This is a genomic window from Pseudomonas sp. FSL R10-2964 (assembly GCF_009600035.1).
GTDB classification, from domain to species: domain Bacteria; phylum Pseudomonadota; class Gammaproteobacteria; order Pseudomonadales; family Pseudomonadaceae; genus Aquipseudomonas; species Aquipseudomonas bubulae.
The window spans coordinates 1-25,832 of record NZ_WIWH01000051.1 but is presented as its reverse complement, the minus strand read 5'-3'; the positions used below and the strand labels follow the sequence as shown (position 1 = coordinate 25,832).

Annotated in this window: 21 protein-coding genes and 1 pseudogene; 15 read left to right on the top strand and 7 right to left on the bottom strand. The window is 60.2% G+C overall.

The annotated features are described in order from the left end of the window. Positions 1-113 precede the first annotated feature (113 nt). Positions 114-1,145, bottom strand: coding sequence for a small ribosomal subunit biogenesis GTPase RsgA (gene rsgA / locus GHN92_RS21910; RefSeq protein ID WP_095000948.1), 1,032 nt, complete (start codon positions 1,143-1,145; stop codon positions 114-116). Between the two features lie 106 nt (positions 1,146-1,251). On the opposite strand from rsgA, the gene orn reads away from it, so the two are divergent. Beyond that, on the top strand, positions 1,252-1,794 hold the full coding sequence (orn, locus tag GHN92_RS21905; RefSeq protein ID WP_086799078.1) for an oligoribonuclease: 543 nt from the start codon (positions 1,252-1,254) through the stop codon (positions 1,792-1,794). Between the two features lie 184 nt (positions 1,795-1,978). Beyond that, positions 1,979-2,590 (top strand): trimeric intracellular cation channel family protein, encoded by a 612-nt coding sequence (locus tag GHN92_RS21900; protein ID WP_019826256.1) that lies wholly within the window; start codon positions 1,979-1,981, stop codon positions 2,588-2,590. A gap of 23 nt (positions 2,591-2,613) precedes the next feature. Here GHN92_RS21900 and queG read toward each other — a convergent pair whose 3' ends face one another. Continuing rightward, positions 2,614-3,681, bottom strand: a complete 1,068-nt coding sequence (queG, locus tag GHN92_RS21895) for a tRNA epoxyqueuosine(34) reductase QueG (protein WP_095020195.1) — start codon at positions 3,679-3,681, stop codon at positions 2,614-2,616. Between the two features lie 62 nt (positions 3,682-3,743). Between queG and GHN92_RS21890 the strand changes: the two genes are divergently transcribed. The 13 genes and pseudogenes from GHN92_RS21890 to GHN92_RS24480 all read left to right on the top strand — a co-directional run bounded on the left by GHN92_RS21890 (position 3,744) and on the right by GHN92_RS24480 (position 18,209). Then, positions 3,744-4,604: an NAD(P)H-hydrate dehydratase gene (locus GHN92_RS21890; RefSeq protein WP_153381102.1), complete on the top strand. Its 861-nt coding sequence runs from the start codon at positions 3,744-3,746 to the stop codon at positions 4,602-4,604. Then, complete coding sequence (gene tsaE, locus GHN92_RS21885) at positions 4,592-5,062, top strand: tRNA (adenosine(37)-N6)-threonylcarbamoyltransferase complex ATPase subunit type 1 TsaE (protein WP_016783300.1); 471 nt, start codon at positions 4,592-4,594, stop codon at positions 5,060-5,062. Before GHN92_RS21890 ends, tsaE begins: the two co-directional genes overlap by 13 nt. A 2-nt stretch (positions 5,063-5,064) precedes the next feature. Then, entirely contained in the window at positions 5,065-6,486 is a 1,422-nt protein-coding gene (locus tag GHN92_RS21880) for an N-acetylmuramoyl-L-alanine amidase (RefSeq protein ID WP_198417412.1), read from the top strand. 14 nt (positions 6,487-6,500) lie between these two features. Then, the gene (gene mutL / locus GHN92_RS21875) at positions 6,501-8,399 is read left to right on the top strand and encodes a DNA mismatch repair endonuclease MutL (RefSeq protein WP_178102673.1); all 1,899 of its coding nucleotides are present in this window, start codon (positions 6,501-6,503) and stop codon (positions 8,397-8,399) included. Then, positions 8,399-9,379 carry a tRNA (adenosine(37)-N6)-dimethylallyltransferase MiaA gene (gene miaA / locus GHN92_RS21870; protein ID WP_095024348.1) on the top strand — a complete coding sequence of 327 codons (981 nt, stop codon included), beginning with the start codon at positions 8,399-8,401 and terminating at the stop codon, positions 9,377-9,379. Before mutL ends, miaA begins: the two co-directional genes overlap by 1 nt. Positions 9,380-9,469: 90 nt before the next feature. Continuing rightward, positions 9,470-9,730: an RNA chaperone Hfq gene (gene hfq, locus GHN92_RS21865; RefSeq protein WP_016783304.1), complete on the top strand. Its 261-nt coding sequence runs from the start codon at positions 9,470-9,472 to the stop codon at positions 9,728-9,730. A 13-nt stretch (positions 9,731-9,743) separates the two neighbouring features. Then, positions 9,744-11,045 carry a ribosome rescue GTPase HflX gene (hflX, locus tag GHN92_RS21860; RefSeq protein WP_095000953.1) on the top strand — a complete coding sequence of 434 codons (1,302 nt, stop codon included), beginning with the start codon at positions 9,744-9,746 and terminating at the stop codon, positions 11,043-11,045. A gap of 96 nt (positions 11,046-11,141) precedes the next feature. Next, positions 11,142-12,323: an FtsH protease activity modulator HflK gene (hflK, locus tag GHN92_RS21855; RefSeq protein WP_095000954.1), complete on the top strand. Its 1,182-nt coding sequence runs from the start codon at positions 11,142-11,144 to the stop codon at positions 12,321-12,323. Next, positions 12,323-13,201, top strand: coding sequence for a protease modulator HflC (gene hflC, locus GHN92_RS21850; RefSeq protein ID WP_095000955.1), 879 nt, complete (start codon positions 12,323-12,325; stop codon positions 13,199-13,201). Before hflK ends, hflC begins: the two co-directional genes overlap by 1 nt. Before the next feature lie 407 nt (positions 13,202-13,608). Beyond that, on the top strand, positions 13,609-14,796 hold the full coding sequence (locus tag GHN92_RS21845; protein WP_095000956.1) for an ATP phosphoribosyltransferase regulatory subunit: 1,188 nt from the start codon (positions 13,609-13,611) through the stop codon (positions 14,794-14,796). A gap of 54 nt (positions 14,797-14,850) precedes the next feature. Further along, on the top strand, positions 14,851-16,140 hold the full coding sequence (locus tag GHN92_RS21840; protein ID WP_016783309.1) for an adenylosuccinate synthase: 1,290 nt from the start codon (positions 14,851-14,853) through the stop codon (positions 16,138-16,140). A 419-nt stretch (positions 16,141-16,559) separates the two neighbouring features. Next, positions 16,560-17,303: pseudogene (locus GHN92_RS24485) on the top strand (methyl-accepting chemotaxis protein); the annotation flags it as partial. A gap of 21 nt (positions 17,304-17,324) precedes the next feature. Continuing rightward, positions 17,325-18,209 carry a methyl-accepting chemotaxis protein gene (locus tag GHN92_RS24480; protein ID WP_370688628.1) on the top strand — a complete coding sequence of 295 codons (885 nt, stop codon included), beginning with the start codon at positions 17,325-17,327 and terminating at the stop codon, positions 18,207-18,209. Between the two features lie 125 nt (positions 18,210-18,334). Here the strand turns inward: GHN92_RS24480 and GHN92_RS21830 are convergent, their stop codons facing one another. From GHN92_RS21830 to GHN92_RS21810, 5 genes are all read right to left on the bottom strand, one after another. After that, entirely contained in the window at positions 18,335-19,888 is a 1,554-nt protein-coding gene (locus GHN92_RS21830; protein ID WP_153381098.1) for an iron ABC transporter permease, read from the bottom strand. After that, positions 19,888-20,913: an iron ABC transporter substrate-binding protein gene (locus GHN92_RS21825; RefSeq protein WP_095000959.1), complete on the bottom strand. Its 1,026-nt coding sequence runs from the start codon at positions 20,911-20,913 to the stop codon at positions 19,888-19,890. The genes GHN92_RS21830 and GHN92_RS21825 overlap by 1 nt, the downstream gene beginning before the upstream one ends. A gap of 233 nt (positions 20,914-21,146) precedes the next feature. Then, positions 21,147-22,238, bottom strand: a complete 1,092-nt coding sequence (locus GHN92_RS21820; protein WP_153381096.1) for a cytochrome-c peroxidase — start codon at positions 22,236-22,238, stop codon at positions 21,147-21,149. Beyond that, positions 22,235-25,009 (bottom strand): TonB-dependent receptor, encoded by a 2,775-nt coding sequence (locus GHN92_RS21815; protein ID WP_256666541.1) that lies wholly within the window; start codon positions 25,007-25,009, stop codon positions 22,235-22,237. Before GHN92_RS21815 ends, GHN92_RS21820 begins: the two co-directional genes overlap by 4 nt. Positions 25,010-25,154: 145 nt before the next feature. Beyond that, positions 25,155-25,832, bottom strand: a 678-nt coding sequence (locus GHN92_RS21810; protein ID WP_153381094.1) for a FecR family protein, incomplete at its 5' end; no start/stop codon positions are given.

Below are 25,832 nucleotides of genomic sequence, written 5' to 3'. Positions count from 1 at the left end.
TAAGGGGTCAATGTGTCGTATTAAAAGTGTTCGCGATGTCTCCGAACATTGTGTTCGCTATGTCCCCGGTCCATACAGGGAGAGGGCTGGGGTGAGGGGGCTTCTGGCCTGAATCAGTAACTCGACTCAGGCAAGCTGGCAATGATCGAGCGATAGCTGTTCATGCGCTGTTGCTGCACGCGGCCATCTTCCAGGGCCATCAGCAATGCACAGCCCGGCTCGCGGTCATGCTTGCAGTCGCGGAAGCGGCAACGGCCGATCAGGTCGTTGAACTCGATGAACCCCGCCTCGACATCGGCACGGCTGACGTGGCCCAGGCCGAACTCACGAATACCCGGGGAGTCGATCAGATCGCCGCCGCCCGGGAAGTGGAACAAGCGTGCCGTGGTCGTGGTGTGCGTACCCTGGCCGGAAATCTCCGAGAGCGGCCCGACCCGAAGGTTGACCTCAGGCAGCAGGCTGTTGACCAGGGACGACTTGCCAACGCCCGACTGACCCACAAACACACTGATATGGCCGTCCAGTTGCGCTTGCAACTGCTGCATGCCATCGCCGTGATGGGCCGACACTTCCAGCACCGGATAACCCAGTTGACGATAAACCCCCAGCAATGCATTCAGCGCCGGTGCGTTCTGCTCGTCGATCAGGTCAGCCTTGTTCAGCAGCAACAGCGGGCGAATCCCGGCGTGCTCGGCGGCGACGAGATAGCGGTCGATCAGGTTGGCGTGCGGCTCGGGCATGGGCGCGAACACAATCACGATCATGTCGACGTTGGCTGCAACCGGCTTGAGCTGACCACGGCTGTCCGGGCGGCACAGCTCGGTCTTGCGCGGCAACTGGGCGACGATAACGCCGATGCCCTGATTGCCGGCGCGCCACACAACCGTGTCACCGGTTACCAGAGCGGGCAGGTTGGCGCGCAGGTGGCAACGGAACATCTGGCCTTTGAGCTCACCTTCCTGGGCTTCGACTTCGACCTGCACACCAAAGTGCGCGATCACCAGGCCGAGTTGCTCGGGGCCTAAATCGCCGCCTTCAAGCGCTTCGACGGCACTGGATTCGCGTTTGGCGGCGCGGGCAGCGCGCTCGCCCTGGATCTTTTCGATGCGCCAATTCTGACGACGGTTGAGCTGGCGTTTGGCCATGGGTGTTCCGTGTTGATAAAACGATAAGAAGGGTAAAACGCCGGGGAGTTTAGCACGAGGGCCGCGTGCCTAAGCTAAACTGCGCACCTAAGCACTGGAGGCCATTATGCAAAACGCGCAGAACCTGATCTGGATCGACCTGGAAATGACCGGTCTGGACCCTGACAACGACGTCATTATTGAAATGGCCACCATCGTTACCGACAGCAACCTCAATACCCTGGCCGAAGGCCCGGTCATCGCCATCCACCATAGTGATGCCGTGCTGGCGCGCATGGACGAGTGGAATACCCGTACTCATGGCGGCAGCGGCCTGACCCAGCGTGTCAAGGACAGCACCACTACTATGGCCGAAGCCGAAGCGCAGACCATCGCGTTCCTTGAGCAGTGGGTACCCAAAGGCAAATCGCCGATCTGCGGCAACAGTATCTGTCAGGACCGCCGCTTCCTGTACACCCATATGAAAGCGCTGGAAAGCTACTTCCACTATCGCAACCTGGACGTTTCGACGCTCAAGGAGCTGGTTGCACGCTGGGCGCCGGAAGTACGCGACAGCCTGGTGAAAAAGGGTACGCATCTGGCGCTGGACGACATTCGCGAGTCGATTGCCGAGCTGCAACACTACCGCAAGCATTTCATCAAATTCTAAGCTGCCGTTGATCCCCCTGTGGCAGCGGGCTTGCTCGCGATGCAAGCGACTCGGTACATCTACCGAACCGCAGCGAAGCCGTCGCGAGCAAGCCCGCTCCCACAAAGAACAGTATTTGTTGCCCGCTTTTGGTGCCAATGCCAACTGAGAGTAGACTGCGCGCCTTCTTGCAAGGATCGCTGCCATGTTGCTGATGCTTTATTTAGTTGCCATTACTGCCGAAGCCATGACCGGCGCGCTGTCTGCCGGGCGTCGGGGCATGGACTGGTTCGGTGTGGTGCTGATCGCCTGCGTCACCGCGCTAGGGGGCGGTTCGGTGCGTGACGTCCTGTTGGGGCACTACCCGCTGACGTGGGTCAAACACCCGGAATACCTGGTACTGACCACGTTCGCTGCATTGGTGACGATCTTTATCGCGCCCTTGATGCGTCATCTGCGCTCGCTGTTTCTGGTGCTTGATGCCCTGGGGCTGGTAGCGTTTACCCTGATCGGATGCATGACCGCGCTGGAGATGGGTCAGGGCATGCTGGTGGCTTCGGTGAGCGGAGTGATTACCGGGGTCTTCGGCGGCATCCTTCGTGACATCTTCTGCAATGACATCCCGCTGATCTTCCGTCGTGAGCTGTATGCCAGCGTTTCGTTTGCTGCGGCGTGGTGTTTCTTGTTGTGTACTTATCTGGAAATGCCCAACGAACAGGCGATTTTCGTCACTTTGTTCGGCGGGCTGCTGCTGCGTTTGCTGGCGATCCGCTTTAACTGGGAAATGCCCAAGTTCGTTTATAACGACGAGCATTAAGCAACTGTGGCAGCGGGCTTGGCTCAGGCCCGCTTGGCGTGTTGTGTCAGCGCCCACTCCACATGCTCGCGCACCAGCTCCGACGGGTAATCACGCCGCGCATTCAGGGCTTCCAGCACCGGGATCGTCGATGGCGCATTGCCCAGGCCTACCGCCAGGTTGCGCAGCCAGCGTTCGTACCCGGCCCGGCGCAGCGGCGAGCCTTCGGTGCTGCTCAGGAATGTGTCTTCATCCCACATAAACAGCTCGGCCAAGCCGGCATTGTCCAGGTTATGCCGTGGCTTGAAGTCCCCTTCTGCGGTGGTGCGGGCAAAACGGTTCCAGGGGCAGACGATCTGGCAGTCATCGCAACCGAATACCCGATTGCCGATCATCGAGCGCAATTCTTCAGGGATCGCGGTTTTCAGCTCGATGGTCAGGTACGAAATGCATTTGCGCGCATCCAGCACATAAGGCCCGACAAAGGCATTGGTGGGGCAGATGTCCAGGCAGGCGGTGCAGCGCCCGCAGTGTTCGGTTTCGTGGGGGGCGTCGACCGGTAGCGGTAAATCGACAAACAGCTCGCTCAGGAAGAAGTAGCTGCCCGCCTTGCGATTGAGCACCAGGGTGTTCTTGCCGATCCAGCCCAGACCCGCCTGTTGCGCGATGGCCTTTTCCAGTACCGGGGCGCTGTCGACAAAGGCGCGGAAGCCAAACGGGCCAATGTCCTTCTGGATGCGGTCGGCCAGTTGTTGCACGCGCTTGCGGATCAGCTTGTGATAATCGCGGCCCAGGGCATAACGTGAAACGTAGGCTTTTTCCGGTTGGGCCAGCAGCTGCGCCATATGAGTGTCACCGGGCAGGTAGTCCATGCGCAGGGAAATCACGCGCACTGTGCCGGGCACCAGCTCTTGCGGGTGTGAACGCTTGCTGCCGTGGGCGGCCATGTAGTCCATGTCGCCGTGGTAGCCGGCTTCCAGCCAGCGTTGCAGATGGTGTTCGTGTTCTCCCAGGTCGAGGCCGGCAATGGCGACTTGTTGAAAGCCCAACTCGCGGCCCCATTCCTTGATGGACCGGGCGAGAGCGGGGAGGTCGGCAGTAATAGCAGGCATGGGACAAGAGAAACCGGAGCTGAGATGCGTATAATTCTGCCAGACATCGGAGCCAAACACGCATGCCGCAGACCAAACACCTGTTAGCCGACCTCCAAGCCCTTAGCGCAGATAATCTGGCGCCACTACCTCGACGAGCCCCGAGCGCCCATAAAGGCCAGTTCGGGCATGTGCTGCTGGTGGGTGGCGATCGCGGATTTGGCGGCTCGATTACCCTCAGCGCCCAGGCTGCACTACGCTGTGGCGCTGGCCTGGTATCACTGGCCACGCGCCCCGAGCACGTGCCTGCTGCGCTGGTGCGGGTGCCCGAGGTGATGGTGCTCGGCGTATCGTCGGCCAACCAGTTGATGGGCGTACTGGCGCAGGCTTCGGTGGTCGTGGTGGGACCGGGTTTGGGGCAGGCGCCCTGGGGGCGCAGTCTGTTGTCGGCCGCGGCACAGGCAAAAATGCCGCAGGTGTGGGATGCCGATGCGCTGAATCTGTTGTCCAACGCAGTCATCACGCTGGCACCAGGGTCGGTGATGACCCCGCACCCGGGTGAAGCCGCACGCTTGCTGGGTATCAGCACCGGGCAGGTACAGGCCGATCGACCGGCTGCGGTCAGGGCGTTGGTTAAAAAATACTCAGCAGTGTGCGTCCTTAAAGGTGCAGGCAGTCTGATTGCAGGACTCAATGGCGAGTTGGCCATTTGCAGTCACGGCCATCCGGCAATGGCTACGGCCGGTCTTGGGGATGTGCTGGCAGGCGTGATCGGCGCGCTGCTGGCTCAGGGGTTGGGCGCTTATGACGCCGCATGCCTGGCGGTGTGGCTGCATGCCCGCGCCGGTGAGCAACAAGGACAATTGGGCCGTGGGCTGGCGGCCAGTGATTTGATTCCAGCCATTCGTCAGTTGTTGGAGGAACACGCACCGTGCACGAAATAACACTGCAACTGGCCGACGAAGAGGCCATGACCGCATTTGGCGCGCGCCTGGCCACTGTCACTCAAGGTCACGGCCTGATTTTTCTCGACGGCGACCTGGGTATGGGTAAAACCACCCTGTCACGTGGCCTGATTCGCGGCCTTGGTCACACGGGTTCGGTCAAAAGCCCGACCTTCACATTGGTCGAGCCCTACGAGATTGGCGATATTCGGGCCTTCCACTTTGACCTGTATCGGCTGGTCGATCCGGAAGAGCTGGAATATATGGGGATTCGCGATTATTTCGACGAAGACGCCCTATGCTTGATCGAGTGGCCCGATAAAGGTGCAGGCTTTTTGCCAAAGCCTGACCTGACCATTACCATTAGGCCGCATAACACCGGGCGTTTGCTGACGCTGACGCCCCAAGGTTCCCGTGGCGAGTCTTGGTGTGCCGCATTGGCGCCGGAATACAAATAATGATGGGGTTTGGTATGCGCTTTCGCGCGTTAGCAAGTGTGGTGGGTGTGTTGCTCAGTGTCATGGCATTCAATGCTGTGGCCGCAACCCAGGTCAAGAGCGTGCGTCTATGGCGGGCGCCGGACAACACTCGACTGGTTTTTGATCTTACCGGGCCGGTGCAGCACAGTGTGTTTACGCTGACTGCACCTGATCGTCTGGTCATCGACATCAATGGCGCGACCCTGGGCGGGCCGCTGAATGTGCAAACAGCCAATACGCCAATCACCAGCATGCGCTCGGCGCAGCGTACCCCCACCGACCTGCGCGTGGTTATCGACCTGAAAAAGGCCGTGACCCCGAAAAGTTTCGTTCTGGCGCCCAATGCCCAGTACGGCAACCGCCTGGTGGTCGACCTGTATGACCAGGGCGCCGATCTGGCGCCAAGCCTGCCGGCCACCAACGTGGCAACGGTGCCGGTGGTGCCGGTGACGCCCGCGCAACCCGACGTTAAATTGCCGCCGATCCCGAGCGGTAAACGCAGCGTGGTGGTGGTGATCGATGCCGGCCACGGCGGTGAAGACCCGGGGGCCTCGGGCTCGGCTGGCCAGCGTGAAAAAGACGTGGTGTTGGCGATTGCCAAAGAACTGCAACGCCAGATCAACGGCATGAAAGGCTTCAGGGCCGAGCTGACGCGTACCGGCGACTACTTTATCCCGCTGCGTGGCCGTACCGAAATCGCCCGCAAGAAAGGCGCCGACCTGTTTGTCTCGATCCATGCCGATGCGGCCCCGTCCAAAGCTGCCTTTGGTGCTTCGGTGTTTGCCCTGTCTGAACGCGGCGCGACTTCCGAGACGGCGCGCTGGCTGGCCGACAGCGAAAACCGCTCCGACCTGATCGGTGGCGCAGGCAACGTCAGCCTCGATGACAAGGACCGCATGCTGGCGGGTGTATTGCTTGACCTGTCGATGACCGCGTCGCTGACCTCCAGCCTCAACGTCGGGCAAAAAGTGCTGAGCAACATAGGTCGGGTCACCCCGCTGCACAAGCAGCGCGTAGAGCAGGCCGGGTTTATGGTGCTGAAGTCGCCGGACATTCCGTCGATTCTCGTCGAGACCGGGTTTATCTCGAACTCCAACGAAGCGTCCAAGCTGGCTTCGAGCAGTCACCAGCAAGCGCTGGCCCGTTCGATCAGCAGCGGCGTACGCCAGTTCTTCCAGCAAAATCCGCCACCGGGCACTTATATCGCCTGGCTGCGTGACACCGGCAAAATCGCCCAGGGTGCCCGCGAACACACGGTTCGTCCCGGCGAAACCCTGGCGATGATCGCTGTACGCTATCAAGTGGGCGTAGCGACATTGCGCTCGAGCAACAGCCTGAAAACCGATGAGCTGAAGGTTGGCCAGAACCTGAATATTCCGGCAACTGCCCTGGCGGCACAGTAATGAGTGATGAAGCATTGAGCAGCAGCGCGCGGATTGAATTGCTCAGCCCGCGCCTGGCTAACCAGATCGCTGCGGGCGAAGTAGTTGAACGCCCGGCTTCGGTGATCAAGGAGCTGCTGGAAAACAGCCTCGATTCGGGTGCCAAGCGCATTGATGTGGACGTGGAGCAGGCCGGGATCAAGCTGCTGCGGGTACGTGACGATGGCAGCGGAATTTCCAGCGACGACTTGCCGTTGGCGCTGGCCCGTCACGCCACCAGCAAGATTCGTGATCTGGAAGACCTTGAGCGGGTGATGAGCCTGGGCTTTCGCGGTGAGGCGCTGGCTTCCATCAGTTCCGTGGCGCGCCTGACCCTGACCTCGCGCACCCGTGGTGCCGATCAGGCCTGGCAGGTCGAGACCGAAGGCCGCGACATGGCGCCCCGGGTTCAGCCGGCTGCGCATCCGGTGGGCACCTCGGTTGAAGTGCGCGACCTGTTTTTCAACACCCCGGCACGGCGCAAATTTCTCAAAACCGAAAAGATCGAATTCGATCACCTGCAGGAAGTGATCAAGCGCCTGGCGCTGGCACGTTTTGATGTGGCGTTCAATTTGCGCCACAACGGCAAGTCCATCCTCAACCTGCACGAAGCCCGCGACGATACTGCCCGCGCCCGGCGTGTGGCGGCCGTGTGCGGCTCCGCGTTCCTGGAACAGGCAATGCCCATCGAGGTTGAACGCAATGGTTTGCACCTGTGGGGCTGGGTCGGTTTGCCGACTTTTTCCCGCAGTCAGGCGGACTTGCAGTACTTCTATGTCAATGGCCGCGCGGTACGCGACAAACTGGTGGCCCATGCGGTGCGCCAGGCCTATCGCGATGTGCTGTTCAATGGTCGCCACCCGACCTTTGTGCTGTTCTTTGAGGTCGACCCCTCGGTGGTCGACGTCAACGTTCACCCGACCAAGCACGAAGTACGCTTCCGTGACGGGCGCATGGTGCATGATTTCCTCTATGGCACTTTGCACCGTGCTTTGGGTGACGTTCGCCCCGAAGACCAACTGGCCGCACCAGCGCCGGTGCCCGGGGCCGAGCGCCCGACGGGGCTGGATGCTGGCGAATTCGGCCCGCAGGGTGAAATGCGTCTGGCGGCCAATGTGCTGGAGCAGCCGCAGTCGGCCCCGTCACCGCATGTGGCAGGTTCGGGCGCTGGTGCGGGCTATCAGTACCAATACCGTCCGCAGTCCTCCGCGTCCCCGGTGCCCGTCGAAGAAGCGCGCAATGCCTATCGCGAGTTTTTCGCACCATTGCCTGAGGCCAATGCCGCGCCTCTGCCGGACGGGCAAGGTGATATTCCGCCGCTCGGCTTTGCTCTGGCCCAGCTCAAGGGCATTTATATCCTCGCGGAAAACGCCCAGGGGTTGGTGCTGGTGGATATGCACGCGGCCCATGAGCGGATCATGTATGAGCGTCTGAAAATCGCCATGGCCAGTGAAGGCCTGAGTGGTCAGCCGCTGCTGGTGCCGGAATCGATTGCGGTCAGCCAGCGGGAAGCCGATTGCGCCGAAGAACACGCCGAGTGGTTCCAGCGCCTGGGCTTCGAGTTGCAGCGCCTTGGCCCGGAAACCCTGGCCATCCGCCAGATTCCGGCCCTGCTCAAGCAGGCCGAGGCCCAGCGACTGGTTCACGACGTACTGGCCGACCTGATGGAATACGGCACCAGTGACCGGATCCAGGCGCACCTCAACGAGTTGCTCGGAACCATGGCCTGCCACGGTGCGATCCGCGCCAATCGCCGTTTGGCGATCCCGGAAATGAACGGTCTGTTGCGTGACATGGAAAACACCGAGCGCAGCGGTCAGTGCAATCATGGTCGTCCCACCTGGACCCAAATGGGCCTGGACGACTTGGACAAACTCTTTTTGCGCGGTCGCTGATGACAGGTTCCAACGCTTTACCCCCGGCTATTTTCCTGATGGGGCCGACGGCCGCCGGCAAGACCGACCTGGCCATCGAGCTGAGCAAGGTGCTGCCGTGCGAGCTGATCAGTGTCGACTCGGCGCTGGTCTATCGCGGCATGGACATCGGCACTGCCAAGCCGTCGAAAGAAATTCTGGCGGCTCACCCGCATCAGTTGATCGACATTCTCGACCCGGCCGACAGCTATTCGGCGGCCGATTTTCGTCGCGATGCGCTCAAGGCCATGGCCGAGATCACGGCGCGAGGCAATATCCCGCTGCTGGTGGGCGGCACCATGCTCTATTACAAGGCACTGATTGACGGCCTGGCCGACATGCCTCCGGCGGACCCCGAGGTGCGCGCGCAGCTTGAAGAAGAGGCGCAGCGCCTTGGCTGGCAGGCCCTGCACGACCAGTTGGCAGCCATAGATCCGGAGTCTGCCGCGCGAATTCACCCCAATGATCCGCAGCGTCTGACCCGGGCGCTTGAGGTTTATCGGGTCAGCGGCATGAGCGTGACGGCCCATCGGCAAAAACAATCTGAACAAACGACTAAAGCAGCGGCTTCTGGGCACAGCCAATTGCCCTATACTGTCGCGAATCTGGCCATCGCTCCGGCGAACCGTCAGGTGCTGCATGAGCGAATTGCACTAAGATTCGGGCAGATGCTGGAACAGGGGTTCATTGACGAGGTCATAAACCTGCGCAACAGAAGTGACCTGCATGCCGGGTTGCCGTCTATACGTGCAGTGGGTTACCGCCAAGTCTGGGACTACCTCGACGGCAAGCTGACAGCGGCCGAGATGCAGGAGCGCGGCATCATAGCCACGCGCCAGTTGGCCAAGCGCCAGTTCACCTGGTTGCGCAGCTGGAATGATTTGCATTGGCTTGACAGTCTGGACTGCGACAATCTGCCACGAGCCTTGAAATACCTGGAATCGGTCTCCATATTGAGCTGAGTCTTGGCAAATGCCGTCTATCCTATGGATGTGGCGACAGCGGTCATCTAATTTTTGTTTCTATTTTTTATCCTTACAGGAGTGCGGCATATGTCAAAAGGGCATTCGCTACAAGACCCTTACTTGAATACTTTGCGTAAAGAGAAGGTTGGCGTTTCCATCTATCTGGTCAACGGGATCAAGCTGCAGGGGACCATCGAGTCTTTCGACCAGTTCGTGATCCTGCTGAAAAACACCGTCAGCCAAATGGTTTACAAGCACGCAATTTCGACAGTCGTACCAGTACGTCCAATTCGTCTGCCTAGCGCAACCGAATCGGATCTGGCAGACGCTGAACCAGGTAATGCCTAAATAGGAGCATCCTTTGTTCTTTGAGCGCCACGGTGGTGGTGAGCGAGCGATCCTCGTTCACTTGGAAGGACAGGACCCTGAGGCGCGCGAAGATCCGCAGGAGTTCCAGGAGTTAGCTGTGTCGGCTGGCGCCGATACCGTCGCGTTTTTTAACGTGCCGCGTCATCGGCCATCGGCCAAATACCTGATTGGCAGTGGCAAGGTCGAGGAGTTGCGCGATCTGGTCAAGGCCGAGAAGGTCGACATCGTGATTTTCAATCACGTACTCACGCCCAGTCAGGAACGTAACCTCGAACGTGTTTTCGAGTGTCGCGTGCTTGACCGTACCGGGCTGATTCTCGATATCTTCGCTCAACGCGCCCGTACCCATGAGGGTAAGCTGCAAGTCGAACTGGCTCAGCTTGACCACATGAGCACGCGTCTTGTACGCGGCTGGACTCACCTTGAGCGTCAAGGTGGCGGCATTGGCATGCGCGGGCCGGGTGAAACCCAGCTCGAAACCGACCGCCGACTGTTGCGTGTGCGCATCAGCCAGATCAAAGCCCGTCTGAAAAAAGTCCGCAGTCAACGCGAGCAGTCCCGTAGAGGGCGCCAACGCGCCGATATTCCTACAGTGTCGCTGGTGGGCTATACCAACGCCGGTAAATCCACGCTGTTCAACAAGGTCACCGGCTCTGACGTCTTTGCCGCCGACCAGTTGTTCGCCACGCTAGACCCGACCCTGCGCCGCCTTGATCTGGGCGACCTGGGGCCGATCGTGCTGGCCGACACCGTGGGCTTTATTCGTCATCTTCCGCACAAGCTAGTTGAAGCATTCCGGTCTACGCTCGAAGAGTCGAGCAATTCCGATCTGCTGCTGCATGTGATCGATGCGCACGAGCCTGAGCGCATGGCGCAGATCGAGCAGGTGATGGTGGTACTGGGCGAAATCGGTGCGCAGGACTTGCCGATTCTCGAGGTCTACAACAAAATCGATTTGCTTGAAGGTGTCGAGCCGCAGATCCAGCGTGATGCCGATGGCAAGCCGCAGCGGGTCTGGTTGTCGGCCCGTGATGGTCAAGGGCTGGAGTTGCTTGAGCAGGCCATCGCCGAGTTGCTGGGCAATGATTTGTTCGTGGGCACCTTGCGCTTGCCGCAACGTTTTGCTCGACTGCGTGCACAGTTCTTCGAACTGGGGGTTGTGCAAAAAGAACAGCATGACGATGAGGGCTCCAGTCTGTTGGACGTACGCCTGCCGCGATCCGAGCTCAATCGCTTGGTCAGCCGCGAAGGGATGCAGCCGCTGGAATTCATCGAAGAACACACTTTGCAATAAAAGCCTCGCAAAGCGGTCGTGCCGCTGTGATAGGCATTCTGTAGCATTGGTCGGCGCGCCGTGGGCGCGTCTTTGCTTTATCAGATGGAGAGCGCTATGGCTTGGAATGAGCCGGGTGGCAACTCGAACAATCAAGATCCTTGGGGTGGCAAACGCCCTAAAAATGGCGACCGCAAGGGGCCACCAGATCTCGACGAGGCCTTCCGAAAGCTGCAGGAAAGCCTGAATGGGTTGTTCGGTGGTGGGAAAAAACGTACTGGCGGCAGCGGCAGTGAGGGTGGTTCGAATGGCAAGGGCGCCGGCTACGGTCTGCTCGGCATCGGCCTCGTCGTGCTGGCGGCTGCCTGGCTTTACAGCGCCGTGTATGTAGTCGATGAGCAGGAGCAAGCCGTGGTGCTGCGCCTGGGCAAGTACTACGACACCGTTGGGCCGGGCCTGAATATCTACTTCCCGCCGTTCGACAAAAAGTACATGGAGAACGTGACGCGTGAGCGTGCGTACACCAAGCAGGGTCAAATGCTGACTGAAGACGAAAACATCGTCGAAGTGCCGCTGACCGTGCAGTACAAGATCAGCAACCTGCGCGACTTCGTGCTGAATGTTGATCAACCGGAAGTCAGCTTGCAGCAGGCGACCGACAGCGCCTTGCGTCACGTCGTGGGTTCCACGTCGATGGATCAGGTGCTGACCGAAGGCCGTGAGCAAATGGCCGTGGAAATCAAGGAACGCCTGCAGCGTTTCCTAGATACCTACAAGACCGGTATCACCGTGACCCAGGTCAACGTACAGAACGCAGCCGCACCGCGTGAAGTACAGGAAGCCTTCGATGACGTGATCCGTGCCCGAGAAGACGAGCAGCGTGCCCGCAACCAGGCCGAAAGCTATGCCAACGGCGTTGTACCGGAAGCACGTGGTCAGGCCCAGCGCATCATCGAAGATGCCAACGGCTACCGTGATGAAGTGGTTTCCCGCGCCAAGGGTGAGGCTGACCGCTTTACCAAACTGGTTGCCGAGTACCGCAAAAATCCTGAAGTGACCCGCGACCGTCTGTATCTGGACACCATGCAGGAAGTCTTCAGCAACACCAGCAAGGTACTCGTGACCGGTAACAAAAACGGCCAGAGCAACCTGCTTTACTTGCCGTTGGACAAAATGATCGAAGGCCGTAATGGCAGCACCCCGGCAACGGGTTCGGCAGCCGCAGCGAGCAATACTGATTCCGGCTCGCACGTCAGTACGGATCTGCCGCCACAACCGCGCACCAGGGAGAGCCGCTGATGAGCAATAAATCGCTGGTTGCCCTTATTGTTGCTGTTGTCGTGGGGATCGTTGCCTGGAACAGCTTCTACATCGTCTCGCAAACCGAGCGTGCTGTACTGCTGCGCTTTGGCCGTGTGGTCCAGGCTGACGTTCAGCCGGGCCTGCATGTGAAGATTCCTTACGTCAACCAGGTGCGCAAGTTCGACGCCCGCCTGATGACGCTGGACGCGCCGACTCAGCGTTTCCTGACGCTGGAAAAGAAAGCGGTCATGGTTGATGCCTTCGCCAAGTGGCGTGTGAAAGATGCCGAGCGCTTCTACACCGCAACTTCGGGCATGAAACAGATTGCTGACGAACGTCTGTCGCGTCGTCTGGAATCCGGTCTGCGTGACCAGTTCGGCAAGCGCACCCTGCACGAAGTAGTGTCGGGTGAGCGTGATGCGTTGATGGCTGACATCACTGCATCGTTGAACAAAATGGCTGAAAAAGAGCTGGGCATTGAAGTGGTCGACGTTCGCGTCAAGGCCATCGACCTGCCAAAAGAAGTAAACCGCAGCGTTTTCGAACGTATGAGCACCGAACGTGAGCGTGAAGCACGCGAGCATCGGGCCAAGGGTAACGAACTGGCAGAAGGCATTCGTGCTGACGCCGACCGTCAACGTCGTGTTCTGCTGGCTGAAGCTTATCGTCAGTCCGAAGAAGCACGCGGTGATGGCGATGCCCAGGCAGCTTCGATCTACTCCAAGGCTTATGGCCAGGATCAGGAGTTCTACAAGTTCTATCGCAGCCTGCGCGCTTACCGCGAAAGCTTCGCGAGCAAGAACGATGTGCTGGTTCTGGACCCAAGCAGCGATTTCTTCCGCTACCTGGAAAAATCCAAGCCTTCGCAGCAGTAAAAGCGCTTCAAGCCTGTGGGAGCAGGCTTGCTCGCGATGCAAGCAACTCGGTCTGTCTGCTAAATCGAGTTGATGCCATCGCGAGCAAGCCCGCTCCCACACTGTTTTCAGAAGGGTTGGCATGTTCATCACAGACCCTGATTCACTCCGCTTGGCGGTCAAATGGCCTCGCAGGGTGATCCTTTTAGAAAACGGGTGTATGATGCGGCAGCCGGGAAATTCCCGGCTTTTTTGCGTCTGCATGTTTGATTGTCCGAATGGCTGTTACAGCATCGGCAGAATTTTCGAGGAATGTGCGAGCCTGTCGTTCAGGCTTTTTTGCTGTGCGCGTTCAAGACGCAGCCACGTTCTGCTTTACTCAAGGCTCGCCTGCTGGCTGGCCGCCCGGATCACAGGGGAATGGCGTAATGGCAACGGTAGACCGCTGGCTTTTGCCAGATGGCATCGAAGAAGTACTTCCACCTGAAGCTGCCCGCATTGAAGTGGCGCGCCGTCAGGTGTTGGATCTGTTCCAGAGCTGGGGCTATGAGTTCGTCGTGACCCCGCATATCGAATACCTGGAGTCCCTGCTGACAGGGGCTGGCCAGGACCTCGACTTGCGTACCTTCAAGGTGATTGACCCGCAAACGGGTCGCCAGATGGGTTTTCGTGCCGACATCACGCCGCAAGTGGCGCGTATCGATGCGCATACCCTGCGTCGTGAAGGCCCGAGCCGTCTGTGCTACGCCGGCAGCGTGCTGCATGCTCAACCGCGTGCACTGTCATCCTCGCGCAGCCCGATCCAGCTGGGCGCCGAGTTGTATGGCGATGCAAGCCCGAGCAGCGATGTTGAAGTGATCAGCCTGATGCTGGCCATGCTGCAACTGGCCGATGTGCCGGATGTGCACATGGACCTGGGGCATGTTGGTATTTACCGTGGTCTGGCCCGTGCGGCCAACCTGTCGGTTGAAGTGGAACAACAATTGTTCGACGCCCTGCAACGCAAGGCGATCGACGAAGTAACGGCCTTGACCCAAGGCTTGCCAGCCGATTTGGCGGGCATGCTGCAGGCCTTGGTTGGTTTGTGTGGCGGTCACGAAGTTCTGGCTGCTGCGCGCGAGCGTCTGGCCAAGGCTCCGGCTCAAGTGCTGGCAGCTCTGGACGACCTGGTGGCGATTGCCGAAGGGTTGTCTGTGCGTTTTCCGCAGTTGCCGTTGTACTTTGACCTGGGCGAGTTGCGTGGGTATCACTACCACACAGGTGTAGTGTTTGCGGTATTTGTACCGGGCGTTGGGGACTCCATCGCCCAAGGCGGTCGTTATGACGACATTGGTGCTGTTTTCGGGCGTGCCCGGCCGGCAACCGGCTTTTCGACCGATTTGAAAACCCTGGTGACCCTGGGGCGTGCGGAAGTCAAGTTGCCGTCTGGTGGTATCTGGATGCCAGACAGCACCGATGCGGCACTCTGGCAGCAGGTTTGCCAGCTTCGCAGTGAAGGCCAGCGTGTGGTTCAGGCGTTGCCTGGGCAACAGCAGGCTGGTGCCCTGGAGGCAGACTGCGACCGCCAATTGATTCAGCAGAATGGCCTGTGGCAAGTAGTGCCGCTGGTTTCTTGAGTTTTCCTGCCGGCGGCTGCCGGCACCAAGTTTGCGCGAATGAGGACAAGTGTTATGGGTAAGAATGTCGTAGTCCTGGGCACCCAATGGGGTGATGAGGGCAAAGGCAAGATCGTTGATCTGCTGACCGAACATGCTGCCGCTGTAGTGCGTTACCAAGGTGGCCACAACGCTGGCCACACGCTGGTAATCGACGGCGAAAAAACCGTATTGCACCTGATTCCGTCGGGCGTGTTGCGCGAAGGCGTGCAATGCCTGATCGGCAACGGTGTCGTGGTTGCTCCCGACGCCCTGCTGCGTGAAATCATCAAGCTGGAAGAGAAAGGCGTACCGGTGCGCGAGCGCCTGCGTATCAGCCCGTCCTGCCCGCTGATCCTGTCGTTCCACGTGGCGCTGGACCAGGCCCGTGAAAAAGCCCGTGGCGAGCTGAAGATCGGTACGACCGGTCGCGGTATCGGCCCGGCTTACGAAGACAAAGTTGCCCGTCGTGGCCTGCGTGTTGGCGACCTGCTGAACATGCCGCGCTTTGAAGCCAAACTGCGTGAACTGGTGGATTACCACAACTTCATGCTGGTTGGTTACTACAAAGAGCCGGCTATCGACTTCGACAAGACCCTGGCCGAGTGCAAGGAATACGCCGAGCTGCTCAAGCCGTTGATGCTGGACGTGACAGCCGAGCTGCACGACCTGCGTCGCGCTGGCAAGGACATCATGTTCGAAGGCGCCCAGGGTTCGTTGCTGGACATCGACCACGGTACCTACCCGTACGTGACCAGCTCCAACACCACCGCTGGCGGCGTTGCGACCGGTTCGGGCGTTGGCCCGATGTTCCTGGACTACATCCTGGGCATCACCAAGGCTTACACCACTCGCGTAGGTTCGGGCCCGTTCCCGACTGAGCTGTTCGACGACGTTGGCGCTCACCTGGCCAAGCAAGGTCACGAGTTCGGTGCTACCACCGGCCGTGCCCGTCGTTGCGGCTGGTTCGACGCCGTTATCCTGCGTCGCGCTATCGATGTGAACAGCATCTCGGGCATCTGCCTGACCAAGCTGGACGTACTCGACGGTCTGGAAACCATCAACATTTGCGTTGGTTACAAAGACGCAAACGGTGTTGATGTTGCACCGACCGACGCTGACAGCTACGTAGGCCTGCAGCCTGTGTACGAAGAAGTGCCGGGCTGGACTGAATCGACCGTGGGTGCCAAAACCCTGGAAGAGCTGCCAGCCAACGCTCGCGCTTACATCACGCGCGTAGAAGAGCTGATCGGCGCTCCGATCGACATCATTTCGACTGGCCCGGACCGCAACGAGACCATCGTTCTGCGTCACCCGTTCGCTTAAGTCGCTGTTGATGTAAAACAAAAGGCCCTTCGGGGCCTTTTGTCGTTTCTGCCTGTTGTGCGGCACGACCCTTGCTGTGAAAACCGTCAATAAGCGTGCTATCAAAATAATGGCACCTAAGTGGAGGGTTTTCCGTGTCTGCCGTTCTCTCACTGTTACAAAGCCGTCTGCTGCGGCCTGTATTCGTTACCCTAGGTATCGCTCTTTTGGTGCAGGTTTTGGTGGCTGTTGCACTGACACGGAGCACGGTGACGGCGTTGGAGTCTGATCTGGATGCGCGTCTGGGGGCAGACAGCCAAAAGCTCACCGCGGAACTGGAGCAGGCCGGGCGTGAGGTTAAAAGCAGCCTGGATGCGTTGTCTGCCAGCACCCGGCAGCGTTTGACCGCGGGCCTGGAGCCACGCTTGAAAGACGAGCAAATGCAGCTCAGGCAATCGCTGGAGAAGAACCTGCAGGACTCGGCCAACGACATGGCGCAACTGCTGGCAGCTGTAGCGCCGCGTGCCATATGGGATAGCGATGTGCCCACGCTGTCCGATTTCGCCCGACGCGCTCAACGTAATCCTAATGTGTTATTCGTGGTGTACGACGATGCCACGGGGCAGCATCTGACCCGCTATCTCAATCGTGATAACCCGATCAACCAGGCGCTTTTGGCCAAGGGCAATGGCGAGCGGGCGCTGGATAAAGTGCTCGATGCGGCCCGCCATGATCCGTCGGTGTACTATCTCGAAGCCTCTATCAACCCCAATGGCGTCGAGATCGGCAAAGTGCTGATGGGGGTTTCCACCGCCTCGGTTGAGCAGGACCTGGCGGCCCTCGACCAGCGCTTTTCGACGTTGATAGCCAATAGCGGGCAACTGGTCGGCGAAAGCTTGCAAGGTGCTGCCAGCGACAGTTCGGCAGCACTGGGCGCGCGTTTGGAGTCGGCGCAGGCAGCGGCGGCGCAGATGCAGGCCAATACCGCGCAGACCGTGCGCGAGGCGGCGGACACCTTGCGCTGGCGTATTGGCATGGGGCTGGCGATTGTCGGATTTGGTGTGTTGCTGTTACTGGCGGTGGTGCTGGGGCGGCGGGTGGTCAACAAGTTGCTGCTGCTGATTGCCGCGCTGGATGACCTGGCCGCAGGCGAAGGTGATTTGACCAAGCGTGTAGGCCTGAACAGCAAGGATGAAATCGGCGATATGGCGGCGGCGGTTAACCGCTTTGTCGACAAGCTGCAGCCCATCGTGCGTGAGGCGGGTGATGTGGCGCAGCGCACCGGGGTCGAGATCGGTGTGATGACCTTGCGCAATGCCGGGGCCGATGCTGCCGCGCAGTTACAGCGCGATGAAGTAGCTCAGAGCCTGCATGCACTGTCGACCATGGCAGATGCAGCCCAGTCGGAAAGCCAGGCGATGCAGGCGGCGCTCCGGCAGGTGGTTGATATTCGTCAGGCTACTGATGAAAACACTCGCACCTCGGCCAAGGTCGGGGGGCTGATCGAGGCGCTGGCCGGGCAGGTGGGCGAGGGAGCCAAGGTGATCGAGCGTCTGGCGCAGCAAAGTGAGCAGATCGAAGTGGTGCTGACCGTGATTCACGGCATCGCCGAGCAAACCAATCTGCTGGCTTTGAACGCGGCCATTGAAGCCGCGAGGGCGGGGGAGACTGGGCGTGGTTTTGCTGTGGTAGCCGATGAAGTGCGGGCTCTGGCCAGCAAAACCCAAAGCTCTACCGGTGATATTCAGGCGCATATCGTGGCCTTGCAGCAGGGAGCCAGGGAAGCCGTGGCGGCCATTGGCCTGGCGGGGCGTCAGGCCGATGAGGGCCTGGCGGTGCTGCGCGGCAGCGTGCAGTTGCAAAAGACCATGCAGGTATCGGTCGAGCAGGTGCATAGCGCGATTGGTGATGCGACCAAAGCTGCCGAGCATCAGGCGCAAGGAGCGTATGCGGTGCGTGGGCGGGTGGAAGTGATCCATGCCCAGGCCGAGCGTGCGGCCGAGGCGGTGACCCAGACCACGGCCAGCGGCAAGGTGCTGGACGGGTTGGCGGCGCAGCTCAAGGCGAGTCTTGGGCAGTTCCGGGCGTAGAGAAGCGGGGCTGCCCCTGTGGGAGCGGGCTTGCTCGCGATGCGGGCAGCGCGGTGTATCTGCATGCCCCCGTCGATGCCATCGCGGGCAAGCCCGCTCCCACACGGGGTATGCTGGATCCGCTGTCAGCGGCTCAAATACATCCTGGTGGTGAGCAAGTACACCGGCAGCCCCGACACCAGAATCAACAACGCCGCATAAGGCGCCGCTGCCGCAAACTCGATATTCGAAGTATGCGACCACACTTGTGTTGCCAGGGTGTTCAGCCCGGTCGGACTCAGTAGCAAGGTGGCGGTCAATTCCTTCATCGCATCCAGAAACACCAGGGCAAAGGCCGCCCCCAGCGCGGGGAAGATAATCGGCAGGGTCACCCTGCAAAATGCCGTAAACGAAGTGGCGCCCAGGGTCCGTGCTGCTTCTTCCAGTTGCGGAGCCGCCTTGTTCAGCGCCGTGCGGATGGGGGCCTGCGCCAGTGGCAAAAACAGCAGCGCATAGGCAATCAGCAGCAATGCCGAAGTCTGGTACAGCGCCGGCACATAATGCAGGGCGAAGTAGACCAGCGCCAAGGCAATCACCAGCCCGGGCAGTGCATGTAACAGATATGGCAAACGCTCCGCCCAGATGGCCAGCGGGCCTTTGTAGCGCACCACCAGCAATCCGACCGGCACAGCCAGCACCAGGCACAGCGCCGCACCGCCCAGGGCCAGTGACAGCGACGAGAACAGAGCCTCGCCAATCTCGGCCAGCGGGAATGCTGCCGAGCTGCCCTTGATCAGCCAGTACGCCAGCATGCCCAGCGGGATGCCGCTGCCAATCACCGCCAGCGCCAGGCAATACAGTTGCCCCGGTAGCGACCACTTGCCCAGGTTCACTTGTTCCGCATGCCGTGCAGCGCCCTGGCCGATACGAATATGCCGGCTTTTGCCACGAACCTTAAGTTCCAGCCACAACAGGCTCAGGCACATCACCAGCAGCACCGCAGACAGCATCGCCGCATTGGCATTGCTGAACTCCAGCTCGAACTGCTGATAAATGGCTGTGGTAAAGGTCTGCAGGCCGATGATCGACAGCGCCCCGAACTCCACCAGCATATGCAGGGCAATCAGTAACGAACCGGCCAGCAGCGAAGGCCAGAGCAGTGGCAGGGTGATCTTGAAAAACACCCCCCAGCGGTTCTGCCCCAGGGTTCGAGCCGACTCTTCAAGGGCTGGGTCGAGGTTGCGCAGGGTCGCCGCCACCGGCAGAAAGATCAGCGGGTACTTGGACAGGCTCATCACCAGAATGGCACCGCCCAGGCCCTCGAAACTGGCGCTGAGCGATACCCAGGTAAAGCTGCTGACAAACGCCGGCACGGCAAATGGCAGGCACAGGACTACGCCCCACAGGCGCCGCCCCGCCAGGTTGCTGCGCTCCAGCAGCCAGGCCAGGCTCAGGCCGACCAGCGCGCAGGTCAGTGTGACGCCGACCATCAGCAGCAAGGTGTTGCGCATCAGGCCAAAGACATAAGGCCGCCACAACAGGTGCAGGGCTTCAGACCACCCGGCTTGCCAGGCCTTTGTGCCGACATACAACAGCGGCAACAGGCTCAGGCCCACCAGTAGCAGTACGGGCAACAACAGCCAGATCGACGGCTTTTTGCGGGTGGGCGTAAAGCGTGCAGGTTGAGCGGCTGACAGCATCAGAGCAGGCCTACATCACGTTCAAGGTCCAGCGCTTCTTCAGCGTTACCCAGGTCGGCAGGCGTCACTTTCGGTGGTTGCAGCTCTTCAAACGGTTTGAGGCCGCGTTCCGAGACCATGCCTTTGCGCATCGGGTATTCAGCGGTGGTGTTGGTGATAACGCGCTGACCTTCTTCACTGGCCATGTAAGCCAGCAGTTGCTGGGCTTCCTTGGGGTGTTTGCTGGCCTTGATCACGCCGGCGCTGGACACGGTGATCAAACCGCCCGCATCACCATCGGTGAAGTAGTGCAGTTTGGAGTCCAGCTGGCCTTTTTCGCGTTGCAGGGCAAACCAGTAGTAGTTGTTGACCAGTACTGCGGCGACTTCACCGTTTTCTACGGCTTTGAGTGCCACCATGTTGTTGGTGTAGGTCTTGCCGAACGCACGCAGACCGGTCAGCCATTCTTCGGCGGCATCGCGCCCGTGCAGCTTGATGATTGCTACGGCCTGTTCCTGGAAGGCACCGCTGGTGGGTACAAAGCCGATCTTGCCTTGCCATTGCGGGTCAGCGAAATCCAGAACCGACTTGGGCAACTGGTCTTCGCTGATCTTTTTCGGGTTGAAGGCGACAACGCGGGTACGCGCAGTCACGCCGATCCAGGTGCCATTGGCGGCCACGTACTCTTTGGGCAGCGCTTGCAGGGTGCTGTCATCGGCCTTGGCCAGAAAGCCCTGTTCGCCCAGGCTGTTCAGAGGCGGCGACTCTTCGGCGTAGAACACGTCCGCAGGCGAGCGATCGCCTTCTTCCATGATCTGGCTGGCCAGCTGGTTGCTGCTGCCTTTGCGCACATTGACGTGAATGCCGGTCTTGGCTTCAAAGGCGGCAGCGAGGTTGTCGCCGACCTCTTTGTGCTGGCCGTTGTACAGGGTCAGCGTCACAGGATCGGCAGCGTAGGCGGCGGGAGCAAGCAGGGTCAGGCCAAGTGTTGCGATGGACAAACTGCGCAGTAGAAATGTCGCAAGCTGGGTATTTCGGAGCATCATTCGCTGGTTTCCTCGCTTGGGTACTACAAAACTTGTAACAATAATAAACGATATCGTTTCTCAAGTGCGCTTGACCCAGCGTCCAATTGCACCAGTGCGACGAAATGTGATGCCGGCGGCCTGTTCTGTTTTTGTGGGAGCGGGCTTACCCGCGATGGGTATGCTGCCGTTTTACCGGTACACCGTGTCGCCTGCATCGCGAGCAAGCCCGCTCCCACAAAGTCAGGCGCTGCCTACAGTGTGTCGAGAAAGCTGCGCAAGGCACGCAGTTCGTCCTTGTCCATGTTCAGCGCCTTGAGCCGGTCGCTGGTGTGTGGGAACAACGGGTCGTTGGCCTGTTGCGCGTTGGGGCGCGGGCGGGGCATGCCCATGTTGTAGAACGCCAGGGTGCCTTCCATATTCACAAACAGGCCGTTGTGCATCCATGGTGCGGTTTTCATCACCAGGCGCAATGACGGCGTACGAAATGCCCCCACATCTTCTGGTTTGCGCGTTACCTCGTAGCGCCCGAGGTCTTCGTATTTACGCCCGTAGTAACTCAGGCCGACGTTATGAAACTGCTCGTCGCTCAGCGCCGGGCCGAAGTGGCAGTTCATGCAGCGTGCCTTGGTGCGAAACAGATGCAGGCCGTAGAGCTGCTCATCGCTCATGCGTTGCGGGCGCCCGCGCAGCAGTTGCTCGAAGGCGGTGTTGCGCGTGGCGCTGACCAGCGTGCGCTGAAAGGTGGCCAGGGCCTGGGCGGTTTGCTGTGGGGTGATCGGGCCTGGCCCGAAAACTTGTGCAAACTCCTCCCGGTAAGCGCTATTGGTATTGAGCCGTTGCAGCAGTTGCGGGATATCAAAGGCCATTTCCACCGGGTCGACGATGGGGTGCATGGCTTGCTGTTCCAGAGTGCCGCCGCGCCCGTCCCAGAACAGCGCCGGGCTGTAGCCGCTCATTACCAGGCTGGGGGCATTGCGCCGCCCGCTTTGGCGATCATGGCCGAATGAGACACGGCGGCCATCGGCAAAGGCCATATCGGCTTCATGGCACGAAGCGCAGGCGATTTGCCCGGAGCGCGAGAGCTTGGGGTCGTTGAACAGTTTTTTGCCCAACTCGGCCTTGGCTTCGCTGAACGGGTTATCCGGCGGTGCGGGGGCGTGGGCGGGCAGGGCGGCCATTTCCTGCCATTGCACATCGGCATCTACCTGGGGTGCGGGCCATTGGGCGACGGGCTGGCGGTATTGTTGGGCGATGCAGGTTTTGTAGTCGGCGGCCTGTTCGTCGCAGGCGACTGCGTTCAGGGTCAGGGTGCCGAGGGTCAGGCCGAGGAATAGGGTCTTCAAAATTTATACCCCACTTCCAGCATGAACTGGCGGCCGACTTCATAGTTGAGTACGCCGTTGGTGTCGGTGGAGCTGACGATGGTCTTGTCCAGCAGGTTGCTGACGTCGAGATTGACGAAAACGGCCTGATCCTTGGCGGTGGGCATCTCCCAGGCAACACGGGTGTCCCATGTCAGTGCCCCGGAGAACGGGGTTTCTTCCCAGACATAGACACTGCTGCCTTCGTGCTCGACCTTTTTGTTGGTGGAGGCAATGCGCCGGTAGCCGTCGCGGTAACGCAGGAAGTTGGTCCAGGTCAGGTGCAGGGGCTCGACTTCGGTCACGGTGGTCAGGCGCGCGGTCCAGGGGCGGTTGTAGTTGCTGGCGGGCATGTCGGAATACTTCATGAACTTGCCGTCGTACTGGATCGTCGGGTCTTCTACGTAGATAGCGCCGATGCTGGCGCTGTAGCTGGACAGCCCGGTGTTGTTGATCTTGCTCCAGTCCATCGCAAACTGCGCAGTGGTGCGGGTGCTGCCCAGATTGAAGGGTTGCAGGGGGGTGATGCTCAGGGTGTAGATGTCGGCGTCGCTTTTGCCGCCGTTGTAGTAGGTGTAGTAGTTGGCAGCCAGGGTCGAGGTGTCTTCGGACGGTTCGCCGATTTGCGCGCCCCAGGCGCGGCTGATCTGGTCGCGCCCCTTACGGTTGACGTACTTGACGGCGAACTCGGTGTTCCATTGCACGTGGCTCAGGCCCAGGGTCAGTTCGTCGTCGTAAGGCACTTTGAGCTGGTTGAATTTGCTGTCATTGGCGATGTGCTTGCTCAGCTCCCAGTCAGACGTCTGCGTCTTGCGGGTGTATTCGGTGCTCATCGAGGCAATACCGTCGCGCAGGCGATAGGCGTAAAGGTTGCGTCCGTAGTAACGGTTGGCGCCGGCAGTGAGGCGGGTCTTGCCATCGCCAAACACGTCCAGCTCGGTGGCCAGGCGCGGGGCGAAGGTGATCTGATTCATATAGTTGTCGCCGTCCACCCGGATGCCGGGCCTGACGGTGAGGCGCTTGTAGTGCATTTCGTCTTGCAGATACAGCGCCCATGAACGCGTGTCGAAGGCAATTTTGCCCTGGGTAACGGTCATCTTGTTCGCATACTGGCCAGGCCAGCCATTGATCGTGGGCGCCATTGAGCACAGCGGGTCATTGCCGGTGCATGACGTGGCCTTGTCCACCGCATAGCTGCTGTAGGGTGTGCCGCGCTCATAGCTGGCCGAGTTCTGCGACAGCTCCAGGCCAGTTTGCAGCGAATGATCCACACCCAGCCATTTGAAGCTGTTCCAGTCGGCCTTGAGTTTGTAGGCCAGGGTTTTTTGGGTTTCTTCGATATCGCCAAAACCGCCTTCGGTGGCGAATGCCGAGGTGCTCCAGTCGCGACTGGCCGAAGTTCGCCAGAGGATCATGTAGTCGCGGTCGGAATAGCGTGAGGTATTCAGCTCGCTCCAGCTCAGGTTCTGCTCAACCCGGGCCAGGGGCGCGTTCCACACCAGGCGCGTACTGATACTGTCGCCACCGGCATCCATATCGCGGCCGGACACCAGCGAGTTGGGGCCGTAGGTGCGGGCGGTTTCCGGCGCGTGGGTCAGGGTGGTATCGAGCTTCCAGTCTTCGTTGATCTGCCAGGTGGCCTTGAGGAAGTAGTTGTCGATGCGCCGCGATTGTTCTTCGGTCTCCATTGCCGTTTCGGTCTGGTTGGCCACGGAAAACAGGCGGGTCGGCATGGTGGATTCTTTACGCGAGAAGGTGCCCAGCAAGCCGAAGTTGTCGGTCAGGTGGCCTTCGAGGGTGGCGCGGGTGATGACTTTTTCGAAGTCGGGCTGGTAGTTGTTGCCAAAGCCGGCCTTGAAATTTTCCAGGTCCGGGTCGTCTTTGTTCAGGTGATAGCGGGTCCACTCGGAGCGGGTCATTTGTACCGACACCTTGCCGTGCAGTTCCTTGCGGGGGTCGCGGGTATTGGCTTCGACTACACCGCCATTGAAGCCGCCAAATTCTACCGGCACGTTACTGTCGTAGACCTTGATGTTTTCCAGCAGGTCGGTGTCCAGCGCCAGGCCCTGGCTGCGCCCCGGTATCTCATCGAAGTCGTCGTTGCTGTTGCCCGGGTCCAGGTCGTTGTTCATGCTCATGCCGTCAACGATAAACAGGTTCTGCCAGGGCCGTGCGCCGTTGATGCTGATATCGGCGGGGGCGATTTCCCCCGGGTTTTTGCTGCTCAACTGGCTGTTGTCGAACTGCACGTTGGGGTTGGTGCGCAGCAGGCTGGTGATATCACCGTTGCCCGAGGGCAGGTCCTCGATCATCTGCCGGTCGATCACCTGTTCGCCCTGGAACACCGGCTCCATCGCCGTGATGGGGGTACTTTTGATTTGCAGTACATCGCTTTGGGCGGGCGGCAGGATTGAGGCGCTGTCAGACGAGGTCACTTCCCATTGCATGCCCGTGCCGCGCAACAGGTGGGCCAGGGCTTTTTCGGGGCTGGTGCTGGCATCGACTGGCGAGCTGGTCAGGCCGTTGAGCACGGTGCTTTCCGCGCTGACCTGCCAGCCTGACTGCTGGGAAAACGCAATCAGGGCGCTGGCCAAAGGCTGGGCCGGGATCTGGAAGTGCAGTTGTTGACGGCTGATTGGCGTGTCGGCTGCCGGGCTGGCAGCGATGGCCAGTGTGGGCAGGCCGAGCAACAGGGCCAGGGACAACGATCGATAGCGAGCAACACTGACACAACGCAAACGCGAAGAAGGCATGAGGTGACCTACGAAATGAAACGCCATAGTCACTAATGCGAATCTTTATCAGTGACGTTCGTAGGTAAAGACTCCCGGGCCTTCAGGATTTCCAGAAATAAGTGAAAATAGTTTCGTTAGCGCAAGCCCGCGCCCGCAGGGAGGCTCAGGGCTTGGTCGAGACGATCAGGGTGTAGGGCACGCTGTCCTGCAGGCGTCCGCCCAATGGGGCAATGGCGGTTTGCAGTGCGCGTTTGGGGTCGCGCAGGTTCAGGGCTGCGGTGATGCGTCGTTGCCCCAGCGCCTTGTCCGTCAGCAGAATCAGGCCCGGCTGATAGCGGCGCAACTGTGTGATCACGTCATCGATCGATTGATCGACCGCCACCAGCTGCCAGCGACGCCAGGGCGCGATTTGCTCCTGGGGCAATTGCACGATGCGCGTGCGCTGGCCGTTTGCAGTGAAGTGCAGTTGGTCGCCATGGCCCAGCAGGTGCGTGGCCGAAACCGATGCTTGCGGCGTTTGTACCGCAACCGTGCCGCTCTCGACGCTGACGTCGACACCGTTGTCGTCCAGGTTGACCGCAAACGCGGTGCCGGTCACCCGAACCCGCACGTCACCGGCGTTGACGTAGAAGGCGCGGTTGGCATCGTGGGTCACCGAGAAAAAGGCCTGGCCACGCAATAGCGTGACTTCTCGCTGATCGGGGTTGAACTGCACATCGGCAAGCGTATTGCTGTCGAGAAGCATCTGGCTGCCATCGCTGAGCGCCACTGTGCGGTGTTCGCCGGTGGGGCTGCGGTGGTCGGCTTGCATCGCCTGCCAGTCGGGGCCCCACATCAGCAG

Bases quoted from the DNA above. Each gene is read 5' to 3' on its own strand.
- rsgA (WP_095000948.1), bottom strand. From the start codon at position 1,145: ATGGCCAAACGCCAGCTCAACCGTCGTCAGAATTGGCGCATCGAAAAG.
- orn (WP_086799078.1), top strand. From the start codon at position 1,252: ATGCAAAACGCGCAGAACCTGATCTGGATCGACCTGGAAATGACCGGT.
- GHN92_RS21900 (WP_019826256.1), top strand. From the start codon at position 1,979: ATGTTGCTGATGCTTTATTTAGTTGCCATTACTGCCGAAGCCATGACC.
- queG (WP_095020195.1), bottom strand. From the start codon at position 3,681: ATGCCTGCTATTACTGCCGACCTCCCCGCTCTCGCCCGGTCCATCAAG.
- GHN92_RS21890 (WP_153381102.1), top strand. From the start codon at position 3,744: ATGCCGCAGACCAAACACCTGTTAGCCGACCTCCAAGCCCTTAGCGCA.
- GHN92_RS21880 (WP_198417412.1), top strand. From the start codon at position 5,065: ATGGGGTTTGGTATGCGCTTTCGCGCGTTAGCAAGTGTGGTGGGTGTG.
- miaA (WP_095024348.1), top strand. From the start codon at position 8,399: ATGACAGGTTCCAACGCTTTACCCCCGGCTATTTTCCTGATGGGGCCG.
- hfq (WP_016783304.1), top strand. From the start codon at position 9,470: ATGTCAAAAGGGCATTCGCTACAAGACCCTTACTTGAATACTTTGCGT.
- hflK (WP_095000954.1), top strand. From the start codon at position 11,142: ATGGCTTGGAATGAGCCGGGTGGCAACTCGAACAATCAAGATCCTTGG.
- hflC (WP_095000955.1), top strand. From the start codon at position 12,323: ATGAGCAATAAATCGCTGGTTGCCCTTATTGTTGCTGTTGTCGTGGGG.
- GHN92_RS21845 (WP_095000956.1), top strand. From the start codon at position 13,609: ATGGCAACGGTAGACCGCTGGCTTTTGCCAGATGGCATCGAAGAAGTA.
- GHN92_RS21840 (WP_016783309.1), top strand. From the start codon at position 14,851: ATGGGTAAGAATGTCGTAGTCCTGGGCACCCAATGGGGTGATGAGGGC.
- GHN92_RS24480 (WP_370688628.1), top strand. From the start codon at position 17,325: ATGGCGGCGGCGGTTAACCGCTTTGTCGACAAGCTGCAGCCCATCGTG.
- GHN92_RS21830 (WP_153381098.1), bottom strand. From the start codon at position 19,888: ATGCTGTCAGCCGCTCAACCTGCACGCTTTACGCCCACCCGCAAAAAG.
- GHN92_RS21825 (WP_095000959.1), bottom strand. From the start codon at position 20,913: ATGATGCTCCGAAATACCCAGCTTGCGACATTTCTACTGCGCAGTTTG.
- GHN92_RS21815 (WP_256666541.1), bottom strand. From the start codon at position 25,009: ATGCCTTCTTCGCGTTTGCGTTGTGTCAGTGTTGCTCGCTATCGATCG.